This window comes from Sphingomonas populi (genome assembly GCF_004208535.1).
In the GTDB taxonomy this organism is placed as follows: domain Bacteria; phylum Pseudomonadota; class Alphaproteobacteria; order Sphingomonadales; family Sphingomonadaceae; genus Sphingomonas; species Sphingomonas populi.
This window is the reverse complement of sequence record NZ_SGIS01000016.1, coordinates 12,232-25,669: the sequence shown is the minus strand read 5'-3', so window position 1 is coordinate 25,669 and position 13,438 is coordinate 12,232. Positions and strand designations below refer to the sequence as shown.

Here is a 13,438-nt window from a genome sequence, read left to right as displayed (position 1 = left end):
CACGATCACGGCTAGGTTTCCACCAAACGGGAGGAAATCCAGATGCGCGCCCCAAGTCTCCTGCTGCTGCTCGCCGCCACCGCCCTGCCCGCGCTCGTCGCCGCGCGCCCGCAAACCCCGAATGTCGCCGACACGGCGCAGCAGTCGCCCTTCACTTACGAAAAGGTGATGGTGCCGATGCGCGACGGCGCGAGGATGGAAACGGTCATCCTCCGCCCGCGCGGCAGCACCGGGCCGCTGCCGATCCTGTTCCAACGCACCCCCTATGGCGTGCTTGACGCCCCGCCCAAGACGGTGCCACTCGCCTGGCAGTCGCTCGTCAAGGACGGCTACATCTTCGTCTTTCAGTCGATGCGCGGTCGTTTCGGTTCGGATGGCGTGTTCACGCTGTCGACCGCGGTCCATCCCGGTGACCCCAAGGCGGTCGATGAGGCGACCGACGCCTATGACGCGATCGACTGGCTGGTGAAGACCGTGCCCAGCAATAACGGCCGCGTCGGCATGTGGGGCGTCTCCTACCCCGGTTTCGCCGCTGCCGTATCGCTGGTCCACCCCCACCCCGCGCTGAAGGCGGTCAGCCCGCAGGCTGCGTGGATCGATTACTGGCAGAACGACGATCTTCACCGGAACGGCGCGCTGCGGCTGAGCTATACCGCCGACTGGGTCTCCAGCCTTCAGGTCGACAAGACTCAGAACAAGCCGTTCGACTATGGCAATGTCGACACCTACGAATGGTTTCTGGCGCTGGGCGCGGTCGAGAACCTCGACACGCGCTACTTCAAGGGCAGCGTGCCGATGCTGAACGCGCTGCTCGACCATCCCAACCACGACAGCTTCTACACCAGCCAGAACTGGACGAACGCGCTCGGCAAGACGACGGTGCCGACGCTCAACGTGGCGGGCTTCTGGGATCAGGAAGACCCGTGGGGAAGCTGGCAGATCTACCAGAAGCAGCAGGCCAATGATCCCGATCATCTCTCGCAGATGGTGGCCGGGCCATGGGCGCATGGCACCTGGCAAGGCAAGATGGACATGCTCGGCCACATCCCGCTTGGCCGCGACACCGGCGTCGAATTCCGCGACCAGATCCAGACCCCGTTTTTCCGCTACTGGCTACACGGCACCGGCGAGCGCCCGACCTTCGAGGCGAAAATGCTGCAATCGGGCTCGAACCTGTGGAAGACCTATCGCCACTGGCCTCCAGCCGGCAGCACGCCGACCGATCTGTATCTCCACGCGGACGGATCGCTCTCGTTCACCGCACCGGCGAAGGGCGAGGCGTGCCGCGATTACGTGTCCGACCCCGCAAACCCGGTGCCGTTCCGCCCGCGCCCGATCTCACCGACCTATCCACGCCCCGAATGGCGCTGGTGGGAGAGCGAAGACCAGCGCTTCGTCGATCACCGCCCGGACGTGCTGAGCTATGTCAGCGCACCGCTCGACGCCGACCTCACCGTCACCGGGAAACTTGCCGCGACCCTCATGGCGAGCACCAGCGGCACAGACAGCGATTTCGTGGTGAAGCTGATCGACGTGCTGCCGCAGACGTACGAGCAATTCGATACGGCGGCCCCGCTAGGAGCCTATACGCGCCAGCTCAACGGCTACGAATGGCCGATCGCAATGGAGGTGCGACGCGGCAAGTTCCTCGCCAGCGACACCGCGCCGCGCGCGCTGGTGCCCAACCGCGTGATCGCGTGGGATGTGCCGCTGCGCGACCATGACCATGTCTTCCAAAAGGGCCACCGCATCATGGTGCAGGTGCAGTCGAGCTGGTTCCCGGTAATCGACCGCAACCCGCAGACCTTCGTCCCCAACATCGCGCGCGCCAAGCCGGCGGATTTCGTCAAGGCGACACAGCGGGTTTGCGCGGGATCGAAGGTGACGCTGCCGGTGATGAGATAAACATCGTCGCCCCGGCGAAGGCCGGGGCCGCTGCGTGTTGGGCAGCCGGCCGCATCAAACCGAACGGCCCCGGCCTTCGCCGGGGCGACGGTTCAATTCTTTAAGCGCCACCCGCTCCGAAAGATCGCCGTGATCGCCAAGAGGCACGCCACCATGAACCCGGCGGTCACGCCAAGGCTCAGCCCGATCGACACATCACCCTTGTCGAAGAAGCTCCAGCGGAAACCGCTGATGAGATACACCACCGGGTTGAACAGGCTGATCGTCCGCCACGGCTGCGGCAGCATGTCGATCGAATAGAATGCGCCGCCGAGGAAGGTCAGTGGCGTGACGAGCAGCGCCGGCACCACCGAAAGCTGTTCGAAACCGTTCGCCCAGATGCCGATGATGAAGCCGAACAGGCTAAACGTCACGCTGGTCAGCACAAGGAAGGCGATCATCGCCAGGGGATGCTCCACATGGAGCGGGACGAACAATGCCGACGTGGCGAGGATCAACAACCCGAGCACGATCGACTTGGTCGCCGCCGCACCGACGAACCCCGCCACCATCTCCATCGCGGTGACCGGCGCCGACAGAAGTTCGAACACAGTGCCGGTGAACTTGGGAAAGTAGATGCCGATCGATGCGTTCGAGATGCTCTGCGTCAGCAGCGACAGCATGATGAGGCCCGGCACGATGAAGCTGCCATAGCCGACCCCGCCGACGGTGCTGATCCGCGACCCGATCGCGCCGCCGAACACGACGAAATACAACGACGTAGTGATGACCGGCGTGGCAACGCTCTGCCAGATCGTGCGCAGCGAGCGCGCCATCTCGAAACGGTAGATCGCCCAGACGCCGTGGGTGTTGATGCCTGCGCTCACGTTCTTGCTCCCCAACCGTTCGTGTCGAGCGCAGTCGAGACACCTTGCGCAGCGCTTGCCCCTCGACTTCGCTCGGGGCGAACGGAGGTGCGATTGGTGTTTCCGTTCATGCCGCCTGCTCCTTGTGCTCGACCAGATCGACGAAAATGTCCTCGAGTGAAGACTTGCTCGTCTCCAGATCCTTGAAGCCGACGCCAAGCTCGGCAAGCTTGCGTAGCAGCGAGGGGATGCCGGTATGCTCGGCCTGCGCATCGAAGATGTAGCGCACGATATGCCCCTCATTCTCCAGCGTCAGGTGCCATTCGGCCAGGTCGGCGGGGATGGCCGTCATCGGCTCCTGCAACGAGATCAGCATCTGGCGTTTGCCGAGCTTCTTCATCAGCTCGGCTTTCCGCTCGATCAAAATGATCCGGCCCTTGTCGATCACGCCGACACGGTCGGCCATTTCCTCCGCCTCCTCGATATAATGCGTGGTCAGGATGATGGTCGTGCCCCGCTCGCGCAGCCGGTGGACGAGCTTCCACATGTCGCGGCGTAGCGCCACGTCGACACCCGCAGTCGGCTCGTCGAGGAACAGGACGTCGGGTTCGTGGCTGAGCGCCTTGGCGATCAGCACGCGACGCTTCATCCCGCCGGACAGTTCGCGGATTTTGGCGTGCCGTTTGTCCCACAACGACAGGTCGCGCAGCACCTGCTCGATATAGCTGTCATGCCCCGCCTTGCCGAACAGGCGGCGGCTGTACCGCACGGTGGCGAGCACCGTCTCGAACATATCGACCGACAGCTCCTGCGGCACCAGACCGATCACGCTGCGCGCGGCGCGGAAATCGTGGATCGTGTCATGCCCCATCACCGTGATCGTACCCGTCGATGGCGTGACGATGCCGCAGATGATGCTGATGAGCGTGGTCTTGCCCGCGCCGTTGGGGCCGAGCAGCGCGAAGATTTCTCCCTTGGCGATATCCAGATCGACGGGTTCGAGCGCGCGGTGACCCGAGGCGTAAGTCTTCGAGACGCCCCGGACGGACAGGATTGGTTGCATGTGCTTCCCCTTGTGGCCGCGCAGATAGGGATGCCGGTGCGGCACTACAACGGCACCCGCTCACTGCAATTCATCGCGGCAAAGCCACACGTTAAAAGGTTAATGTTTTTTTCCCTGCATCCTGTTGTGCATCGCAGCGTTCGACGGCGACACGAAGCTTCAACAGCTTGGCAAAAGGGAGCAACGATGAATTTGGAAGACATGATCGACCTCGCGCGTCGCTCGCGCGAATGCGCCGAACGCGCACAGCAGGAAGCCGCGTTCTGGCAGCAGATGATCGAGCAACGTATGCGCGCGGAAAACCGCGAGATGGAGTACGATGCAGTGCCGGCGTTCTGCTAAGAACGCGGCGGCGAACCGATATCCCTCACCCCTTCGTCCGCGCCTGCGCGACCAGCTTCTGTAAATCCTCCAGCGGCAGCGCGGAGGATACGACGTGGTTGCCGATCACCCAGCTTGGCGTGCCGGTCAGCCCCAATTGGCGCGCAATGCCCATGTTGGCGGCGATCTCGGCATCGGCCTTGGGCGCAAACGCTGCGGCTTTGGCAGGATCGACACCAGCAATCTTCGCTGCGGCGGCGATCGACTGATCGGTGACGGGGCCGCCCGCATAGAGCGAATCGTGGAACGGCTTGAACTTGCCCTGATCGGCCGCGGCGAGGCTCATCCGCGCCGCGCTCGCACTCGAATCCGCGAGGACCGGGAACTCGCGAAACACGATCCGCAACTTCGGGTCGCTCGCCAGCAGTTGCGCGATGGCGGGCAGGCTGGCGCGGCAATAGCCGCAATTATAGTCGTAATATTCGACGATGGTCAGGTCTGGATGCGCGCTCCCTGCCCAGGCGCTGCCGAACGGATCGAGGATCGCCGCGCGATTGTCGGCGATCGTCTTCGCATGCTGCTTGTCGCGCAGCGCATCCATCGCATCGGGCAACACTTCGGGATGGGCGAGCAGATAATCGTGAACGACCTGCTCGATCCGTGCCTGATCGCCTGTCGGCGCAAAATGGCCACTGCCCCATAGCATCGCACCCGCGCCAAGCACGGCGCCGAGCAGCGCAGTCAGCGGTATCGTCAATCGGCTCATCGGCGTTTCTTGTACTTTCCGGGATTGTCTTCGATGTCGTTCATCGCGGTCATCGCGATATCCTGCGCGCGAATCCAGTCGATCGTATTGGGCGGCAGCCCGGCGAGCGCGGCCCTGGCGCTGTACGCGGCACGCGGCATGTCGCCGGTCAGGCTCGCCTGTTCAGCACTGGCGAGCAGCGCGCGTGGCGCGTCGCCCGACAGTTCGTAAGCGGTGCCGAGCTGATACCAGGCGAACGGGTTGTCGTCGTCGCGCGCCACCGCCGAGCGCAGCACCTTCACCGCCTCGGGATAATTGGCCTTGTCCTCGGTCGCGATCAACGCATGTCCGAGCGTGGTGGCAATCAGCGGCGCGGTGCGGGTCAGTTCGGTCGCCTCGCGCAAAGGCTCCAGCGCATCGCGCGGTTTGCCGGCTTCGAGCAGGATTTGCCCGCGCACTTCGAGGAAATACGGGTCATGCGGCTTGAGTGCGAGCAGCGCCTTGGTCTCGGCATCGGCCTTATTCGGATACCCGGCTTTGTGCCACGCATAGGCGCGTGCGTAATGGCCGTATTCGGACTGGTCGCTGGCGGGATAGACGTTGAGCGTCGTCTTGGGATCGGAGACGAAGCCGAGCAGCTTGGCCTTCACCCGCTTGAAACGCTCTTCCAGATCGGGATCGAGCGGCGTGTTATACGCGGGCGAGGCACTGACATCGGCGGAGAGCGTCGCGATACGGTCGCCGCTAAGCGGATGGCTTTGCGCGAACGGATCGATGTTCTGCAGGCCGACCGCATATTCCTGGCTCTGCAGCTTCTTGAAAAAGGTCAGCATGCCCTTGCCGCTGATCCCGGCCTGGCGGAGAAACTTGGCGCCGGTCGCGTCTGCGGTCGATTCCTGCACGCGGCTGAACGCGGCGGCCTTGTAACCGGCAGCGGTCTGCCCGGCGGCGAGGATACCGGCGCCCGCGTCGCCCGCGCCCGCCGCCATCGCGGCGACACCGAGCACGAGACTGAGGATCGAAATACCGAGCGCCGGACGATAACCGGCATCCGCGAGCACCACATGCCCGTCGGCGATATGGCCGAGCTCGTGCGCGATCACGCCCTGCACCTGATTGGCGTTGTCGGCGGCGGCGATCAGGCCGGAATGGACATAGACGGTCTGCCCGCCGATCACGAAGGCGTTGATCGAGTCATCGTTGATGAGGATCACCTTGACGGTGTTGGGCGACAGACCGGCGGCAACGATCAGCGGCCGCGCCATATCGTTGAACAGCGCTTCGGTTTCGGCATCGCGCAGGATCGATTGGGCGGCAGCAGGCTGTGCCCACAAGAGCAGCGCAGCGGCAAAGCCGGCGAAGAGGCGTTTCACTCGAAGCATATGTCGGCTCGGCGCTCCCTGCTCGGCATGGCGTGAACCCACGGTGAAGCGGTTCCGGCGGGGCCTGTCGTCAGACAAGCCCCGCCGGCATCGGTCAGGCGCCGAAAGTGCGCTGCCACCAGCCGCGCCGGGGCGACCCAGCCTCGCCCGGATCGGGATCGATCTCGCCGGGCGTATCACCCTGCGGGGTCGCAGCGGCTTCGAGCTCCGGCTCCGCTGCGGCGGGAGCCGCTTCGACGACCGCGTCCTCGGCCTTGCGGCGCGGTGCGCGGCGCTTCTTGGGCTTTGCGTCTTCTTCCACCGCCGGAGCTTCAACGACGGCGGCGTCGGCAGCCATCTCGGCCTTGGTGCGGCGCTTGCGCTTCGGCTTCTCGGCTTCGGCAACTGGCGCTTCCACCACCGGCTCGGGCGCTACCTCGACCAGGGTCTCGGCAACGACCTTGCGGCGACGGCCCTTCTTCTTGGGCGCCTCCTCGGCGGCTTCAGACTCGGCAGGTGCCTCGACCGCAGCGGCCGGCGCTACGTCCGCCGCATAGTCGGCGAGCGCTTCGGCCTCGATCGAGCCTTCCTCTACGCCTTCCAGCAGCGTGCCGGCTGGGACCTCGTCCTCGGACGTGGTCGCCGATGCGGCGGCCTCGCCCTCACCACGACGGCCACCACGGCGACCGCGACGGCCACGACGACGACGGCCCTCGCCGCCCTCGCCTTCGCCCGCGTCCGCGGCTGCGACTTCGACCGGAGCCGCCTCGGCTTCGACCGCGTCGGGCTCGGATTCGGATGCCGCCACGTCGGTGGCCTCATCCCGATCGCCTTCGGCCTGCTCGCCCTCGGGACGATTGCGACCGCGACGGCCGCGCCGGCGACGACGACGACCGCGCGCTTCGCCTTCGGCGCGCGTCTCGCCGGGGCGGGGACGATCTTCAGCATCTTCGCCCTCATCGGTTTCGATCTCGTCCTCGGCCTCAACCTCCTCCTCGATCTCCTCGGGATAGTCCTCCTCGTCGACCTCGATGATCGGCGCGTCGAAACGCGGCGGGTGCTCGGGCGGCGGGCCGGATGCCTCGACCGTCATGCGCGCGCCTTCCTGCTCGCCATCGGGCAAGACCTCGATCATGACGCCGTAGCGATCCTCGATCTCGGCAAGTTCCGCGCGCTTGCGGTTGAGCATGTAATAGGCCGCTTCCTGGCTCGCGCGCAGCGTCAACTGCGAACCGCGACCACGCGCGGCCTCGTCCTCGAGCAGACGCAGCGCCGACAGACCGGCCGACGAGGCGGTACGAACGAAGCCGGTGCCTTCGCAATGCGGGCACGGCCGCGTCGAAGCTTCGAGAACGCCGGTGCGCAGCCGCTGACGGCTCATTTCCATCAGCCCGAACGACGAGATACGACCGACCTGGATGCGCGCACGATCGTTCTTGAGCGCCTCCTTCATCGCCTTCTCGACCTTACGGACGTTGGACGAATGGTCCATGTCGATGAAGTCGATGACGACGAGGCCGGCCATGTCGCGCAAGCGCAACTGGCGCGCAATCTCGGTCGCGGCTTCGAGATTGGTCGCGGTCGCGGTCTGCTCGATATTGTGTTCGCGCGTCGAGCGCCCCGAGTTGATGTCGATCGACACCAAAGCCTCGGTCGGGTTGATGACGAGATACCCGCCCGACTTGAGCTGAACGACCGGGTGGTACATCGCCGAAAGCTGATCCTCGACGCCAGCGCGCTGGAACAGCGGCACCGGATCGGAATAATGCTGCACCTTGCGGGCATGGCTCGGCATCAGGAGCTTCATGAACTCCCTCGCCTGGCGATAGCCCTCGTCGCCCTCGACGATCACTTCCTCGATCTCGCGGTTGTAGATGTCGCGAATCGCGCGCTTCATCAGATCGCTGTCGGCGTACACCAGCGCCGGAGCCGACGACTGCAACGTCGTTTCGCGAATCCCGTCCCACAGCCGGGCGAGGTAATCGAAGTCGCGCTTGATCTCGACCTTGGTGCGCTGGAGACCGGCGGTGCGGACGATACAGCCCATCGAGGGCGGCAACGTCAGCTCGGCCATGATCGTCTTGAGCCGCTTGCGATCGCCCGCGTTCGAGATTTTCCGCGAGATGCCGCCGCCGTGCGACGTGTTCGGCATCAGCACGCAATAACGTCCGGCGAGGCTCAGATAGGTGGTGAGCGCCGCGCCCTTGTTGCCGCGTTCTTCCTTGACGACCTGCACCAGCAGCACCTGACGGCGGCGGATAACGTCCTGGATTTTATAGCGGCGGCGCAGGTTCATGCGGCGTTCGCGCAGATCCTCGACCGCGTCGTCGGACTGGCTCTTGCCGCGGCTGCGGCGACGACCGCTTTCTTCTGCGGTTGCTTCGGCGTCGACACCGCCGTCATCTTCGAACCGCTCGACCGAATCCTCGTCGATCTCGTGATCGTCGCCTTCACCGTCGTCGTCGTAATCGTCGTCTTCGGCATCCTGCTGAGCGCGCAAGGCGGCTTCCTGCGCGGCATGCTCGGCCTCTTCGCGCAACAACGCCTCGCGATCCTCACGCGGGATCTGATAATAATCGGGGTGGATTTCGCTGAAGGCGAGGAAGCCGTGGCGATTGCCGCCGTAATCGACGAACGCCGCCTGAAGCGACGGTTCGACACGGGTTACTTTGGCGAGATAGATATTACCCTTGAGCTGTTTGCGCTCGGCAGATTCGAAATCAAACTCTTCGATTCGGTTCCCTTTGACGACAGCCACCCGGGTTTCTTCCCGGTGGCGTGCGTCGATCAGCATACGCGTGGTCATTTAATGTTCTCCGGGCGCGCGGGCCACGGCCGTACAGGCCGTTCCGCGCGCGATCATGACGCGGCGCGTGCCGGGCGGAAAACGCGCCCGGCCGGTGGCCGCAATGGGTTTCGAAAATCGCCTCTGCTCGCATCGCACGCCCGAGCGCTTGGCCCACGGCACCCCGCGCGCTCGCGAAGCCGCCGGCAAAAGCCGGTCGGCGCGAGCTTGTGGAGAAATGCATCATGCGAACGTCAACCTGAAAAGTCACCGCAAAACCATGCAGCGACCGGATCGACCGGGGCAGCGCCAAAACAAGCGCTTTCCGGTGCTTGCGCATGCGTAGCATTCCAAACGGTGCGCAGCAACCGGCACATTTTTTTCGCTGCACGGCAGCAATGCAATGGTGAACGTCGCGTTAACCTTGCCGTTTCACCACGGGGTGATGCGTCCGTGACAGAACGATCGCAGTAACTGCGTAATTAACGGGATTCTCCCACGATGTCTTTTCGCTGGACCGGCCGCGTGCCGGCGCGGCATTATGCTCGCGTGTCGTTTTTCCTCGCCCTGCTGGCCTGCTGGTTCGCCGGCACCCCGAGTTTGGCCGCGACGATACGGCGGGTCGACGTGCGTCGCGACCGGATTGTCCTGCACTTCGATCGCAGCGTCGCGGATGCGTCGGCCTTCCTGCTCGCTCGCCCGCAACGGATCGCGGTCGATGTCACCGGCGCGACGCCGGGCCGCTCGGTCGGTGTCGACGGCATCGTCACGGCAGTACGCCAAAGCCCGCGCGGCACGGACGGGCTGCGCATCGTGTTCGATCTCGCGCGCCCTGCCGTGGTTCGCGAGGGCAGCTTCGGCGACGACGGACGCGATCTGACGATCGCGCTACGTACCGTCGATGACGCAACCTTCGCGCGCGCCGCCAATGCGCGGAGCGTTCGCTTCCTGCCGTCCTTCACCTTCGGCACTGCGACGCGGGCCGTCCGCAAATATCAGGTTGCCGTGCCGATCCCGCCGTCGAGCCGCAAGCTCCACCTGCCGCGCGTCTATGGCGATGACGCCAGCCGTCCGCTGGTGGTGATCGATGCCGGTCACGGCGGCCAGGACCCCGGCGCGATCGCCCCCACCGATGGCCGGCGCGAGAAGGACGTGACGCTACGCATCGCCAAGGCGATCCGCGACGAGCTGCTCCAATCCGGCCGGGTGCGCGTCGCGCTGACTCGCGAGGACGACCGCTTCATCATCCTGCAGGAGCGGTTCGGCATCGCGCGCAAGCTCCACGCCAACCTGTTCATTTCGATCCACTGCGACAGCGTCGGCTCGGGCGATGCGAGCGGCGCTTCGGTGTACACCTTATCCGAAGTCGCCTCCGACAAGGAATCGGCGCGGCTGGCGGCGCGCGAGAACAAGGCGGACGTCATCGCTGGCGTGAATCTCGCCTCGACCTCGCCCGACATCTCCTCGATCCTGATCGATCTGACCCAGCGCGAGACGATGAACTCCTCGGCCAATTTCGCCCGCCTGCTCGGCCGCGAGGCGCAGCCGCTGGTGCCGATGAAGCCCAACTTCCATCGCATGGCCTCGCTCATGGTGCTGAAGGCGCCCGACATGCCCTCGATCCTGTTCGAGACCGGCTATATCTCGAATCCGCGCGATGCCGATTTCATCGACTCCCCCGAAGGTCGCCAGGCGATCGCGGAAAGCGTGCGGCGCGCGGTGGATGTGCATTTCGCGCGTCGGCTCGCTTCCACGCAGTAACACGCAGATTTCACCGGCGAGGCTGGCAACGCGCGTGAAACTTGCTAGAGCCTGCCCCGGATATGGCCGACGATGATTCCAGCGTGAACTTCCGCCTGCGTCGCGAGGCGGACGGACTGCGAGGGCTTGCGGGCCGCCTTTGGGGCCGCTGGTGGGTGAAACTGCTGCTCGTGCTCGGTGTGCTGGCGGGAATCGCCTATGCCGCGTTCTTCGCTTTGTTCGCGCGCGACTTGCCCTCGGTCGACAAGCTTCGCGTCTACGAGCCGCCGCTGCCGACCAACGTGCGCGCGATCGACGGCCTGCCGATCCATTCCTACGCGCGAGAACGCCGCGTGGAATTGAGCTACAACGAATATCCGCCGCTGCTGGTGCGCGCCTTCCTCGCCGCCGAGGACAAGACCTTCTTCGAGCATCACGGTGTCGATTACGCCGGCATCGCCTCCGCCCTGTGGGACAATCTCGCCCGCAACAAGCGCGCGCGCGGTGCCTCGACGATCACGCAGCAGGTCGCCAAGAACCTGCTGATCGGCAACGAGCACAGCTACAGCCGCAAGCTGAAAGAGGCGATCCTCGCCTATCGAATCGAGGATTCGCTGACCAAGCCGCAGATCCTCGAACTGTACCTCAACCAGATCGCGCTCGGCCGTAACGCCTTCGGCGTCGAGGCAGCGAGCTACGCCTATTTCGGCAAGGAACTGAGCGAGCTCGATCTCGCGCAATTCGCCTATCTCGCGATCCTGCCCAAAGGCCCGTCAAACTACGATCCCGATCGTCATGCCGAACGCGCGCTGGCGCGACGCCATTATGTGCTCGCCGAGATGCTCAGGAACGGCTTCATCGATCAGAGCCACTATGCGCAGGCCGATGCCGAGCCGCTCGGCACGGTGCCGCGCCAGACGCCCAAGACCGAAATCGCCGGCACCGGCTATTTCGTCGAGGAAGTGCGCCGGCAATTGATCGACAAATTCGGCGAGGACGGCAATGCCGGGCCGTACAGCGTCTATGCTGGCGGGCTGTGGGTCCGCACCTCGCTCGACCAGCGCATTCAGGAATATGCGCAGACCGCGCTTCGCAACGGCCTGCTGCGTTACGATCGCGGGCGCGGTTGGAGCGGGCCGCTCGGTCATGCCGACATCACCGGCGACGCCTGGCTGTCGACGCTGCTCAACACCCATATCGGCCTCGATTATCAGGACTGGCGCGCCGCGATCGTCACCGCAGTCGACAGCAGTTCGGCGACGCTCGGCTTCGCGAACGGAGAGACCGGCACGATGCCGCGATCGGCCGCGCAGATGCCGGTGCGCGAGCAAGGCGGGACCGCCTTCGCCGCGATCAAGCCGGGCGACATCATCGCCGTCGCACCCGAGGGTGACCAGTTCGCGTTGCGCGCCGTCCCGAAAATCTCTGGCGCGTTCGTCGTCGAAGAACCCTCGACCGGGCGGGTGATGGCGATGCAGGGCGGGTTCGACTTCCGTCTGCAGGCGTTCAACCGCGCCACCCAGGCGCTGCGCCAGCCGGGATCGACGATCAAGCCGATCGTGTATTCCGCCGCACTCGAGAACGGCATGACGCCAGCCTCGATCATCGTCGACGGCCCGTTCTGCGTCTTCCAGGGCGCGCGGCTCGGGCAGAAATGCTTTCGGAACTTTGGCGGCAGTGCTGGCTCAGGCCCTCACACGATGCGGTGGGGCATCGAGCAATCACGCAACCTGATGACGGTGCGCGCCGCCGCGCAGACCGGCATGCCCAAGGTGGTCGGGCTGATGGACCGGATCGGCGTCGGCAAATATCCGCCCTATCTGTCCTTCGCGCTCGGCGCGGGCGAGACGACGGTGGCACGGATGGTCAACGCCTACACCATCCTCGAGAACCACGGGCAGGCGCATCAGGGCACGCTGATCGACTTCGTGCAGGATCGGCACGGCAAGGTGATCTGGCCCGAGAATTGGCATGCGTGCGAAGGCTGCAACGCGCCCGATTGGAACGGCAAGCCGATGCCGCGCCCGGTCAACCGGGGCAAGCAGGTGGTCAACGCGATGAGCGCCTATCAGATGGTCCACATCGCCGAGGGCGTGATCCAGCGCGGCACCGCGACCGTGTTGCGCGACCTCGACCGGCCGATGTTCGGCAAGACCGGCACCAACTCCGGCCCTACCGATGTGTGGTTCATCGGCGGCACGCCGCAGATGATCGGCGGCCTGTATATCGGCTATGACACACCGCATGGCCTGGGCGGCTACGCGCAGGGCGGTACGATCGCGGCGCCGATCTTCAAGGAATTCGCGGTCAAGGCATATGAGGGTCTGCCCAAGGTGCCGTTCCGCGCGCCGGCCGGTATTCGCATGGTTCGCATCGATCGCGCCTCGGGCAAGCCGGTCTATGGCGCCTGGCCGACCGCCGATCCCAAGGCGCCGGTGATCTGGGAAGCGTTCAAGCCCGAGAGCGAGCCGCGCCGCGTCTTCCATCGCCAGACGCCCGAGGAAGCCGCAGCGGCCGCCGCTGCTGCCGCCGCCGCGCGGGCACAGGCGGCGCAAGCGGCGCAGGCGGGCGAGCAGCGCAAGGACAGCGACTTCTTGCAAAGAGAGGGCGGGATTTACTAGGGCAACCCGTCGCCCGGGCGAAGGCCGGGGCCGCTGCGTTTGATACGAAGCG

General features: G+C 65.2%; 9 protein-coding genes. 4 read left to right on the top strand and 5 right to left on the bottom strand.

What is annotated here, in order from left to right; translation table 11 throughout:
* Positions 1-42 precede the first annotated feature (42 nt).
* Positions 43-1,905, top strand: a complete 1,863-nt coding sequence (locus EWE75_RS11750) for a CocE/NonD family hydrolase (RefSeq protein WP_130157637.1) — start codon at positions 43-45, stop codon at positions 1,903-1,905.
* Positions 1,906-1,997: 92 nt separating this feature from the next.
* Here the strand turns inward: EWE75_RS11750 and EWE75_RS11745 are convergent, their stop codons facing one another.
* Positions 1,998-2,759: an ABC transporter permease gene (locus EWE75_RS11745; RefSeq protein ID WP_130157812.1), complete on the bottom strand. Its 762-nt coding sequence runs from the start codon at positions 2,757-2,759 to the stop codon at positions 1,998-2,000.
* A gap of 118 nt (positions 2,760-2,877) precedes the next feature.
* The gene (locus EWE75_RS11740; RefSeq protein WP_130157635.1) at positions 2,878-3,813 is read right to left on the bottom strand and encodes an ABC transporter ATP-binding protein; all 936 of its coding nucleotides are present in this window, start codon (positions 3,811-3,813) and stop codon (positions 2,878-2,880) included.
* Positions 3,814-3,999: 186 nt separating this feature from the next.
* On the opposite strand from EWE75_RS11740, the gene EWE75_RS25035 reads away from it, so the two are divergent.
* Positions 4,000-4,155, top strand: coding sequence for a hypothetical protein (locus EWE75_RS25035; protein WP_165388357.1), 156 nt, complete (start codon positions 4,000-4,002; stop codon positions 4,153-4,155).
* A gap of 25 nt (positions 4,156-4,180) precedes the next feature.
* Here the strand turns inward: EWE75_RS25035 and EWE75_RS11730 are convergent, their stop codons facing one another.
* The 3 genes from EWE75_RS11730 to EWE75_RS11720 form a co-directional block, all read right to left on the bottom strand.
* On the bottom strand, positions 4,181-4,900 hold the full coding sequence (locus tag EWE75_RS11730; RefSeq protein WP_130157631.1) for a DsbA family protein: 720 nt from the start codon (positions 4,898-4,900) through the stop codon (positions 4,181-4,183).
* Complete coding sequence (locus EWE75_RS11725) at positions 4,897-6,252, bottom strand: M48 family metalloprotease (RefSeq protein ID WP_130157629.1); 1,356 nt, start codon at positions 6,250-6,252, stop codon at positions 4,897-4,899. The genes EWE75_RS11730 and EWE75_RS11725 overlap by 4 nt, the downstream gene beginning before the upstream one ends.
* 103 nt (positions 6,253-6,355) lie before the next feature.
* Positions 6,356-9,046, bottom strand: a complete 2,691-nt coding sequence (locus EWE75_RS11720) for an Rne/Rng family ribonuclease (RefSeq protein WP_231708324.1) — start codon at positions 9,044-9,046, stop codon at positions 6,356-6,358.
* Between the two features lie 480 nt (positions 9,047-9,526).
* Between EWE75_RS11720 and EWE75_RS11715 the strand changes: the two genes are divergently transcribed.
* Positions 9,527-10,786: an N-acetylmuramoyl-L-alanine amidase gene (locus EWE75_RS11715; protein ID WP_130157627.1), complete on the top strand. Its 1,260-nt coding sequence runs from the start codon at positions 9,527-9,529 to the stop codon at positions 10,784-10,786.
* A gap of 62 nt (positions 10,787-10,848) precedes the next feature.
* Positions 10,849-13,386, top strand: a complete 2,538-nt coding sequence (locus tag EWE75_RS11710; protein ID WP_130157625.1) for a penicillin-binding protein 1A — start codon at positions 10,849-10,851, stop codon at positions 13,384-13,386.
* The last annotated feature ends 52 nt before the right edge of the window (positions 13,387-13,438 follow it).

Coding starts and splice junctions, on each gene's coding strand:
- EWE75_RS11750 (WP_130157637.1), top strand. CDS start 43: ATGCGCGCCCCAAGTCTCCTGCTGCTGCTCGCCGCCACCGCCCTGCCC.
- EWE75_RS11730 (WP_130157631.1), bottom strand. CDS start 4,900: ATGAGCCGATTGACGATACCGCTGACTGCGCTGCTCGGCGCCGTGCTT.
- EWE75_RS25035 (WP_165388357.1), top strand. CDS start 4,000: ATGAATTTGGAAGACATGATCGACCTCGCGCGTCGCTCGCGCGAATGC.
- EWE75_RS11710 (WP_130157625.1), top strand. CDS start 10,849: ATGGCCGACGATGATTCCAGCGTGAACTTCCGCCTGCGTCGCGAGGCG.
- EWE75_RS11715 (WP_130157627.1), top strand. CDS start 9,527: ATGTCTTTTCGCTGGACCGGCCGCGTGCCGGCGCGGCATTATGCTCGC.
- EWE75_RS11740 (WP_130157635.1), bottom strand. CDS start 3,813: ATGCAACCAATCCTGTCCGTCCGGGGCGTCTCGAAGACTTACGCCTCG.
- EWE75_RS11720 (WP_231708324.1), bottom strand. CDS start 9,046: ATGACCACGCGTATGCTGATCGACGCACGCCACCGGGAAGAAACCCGG.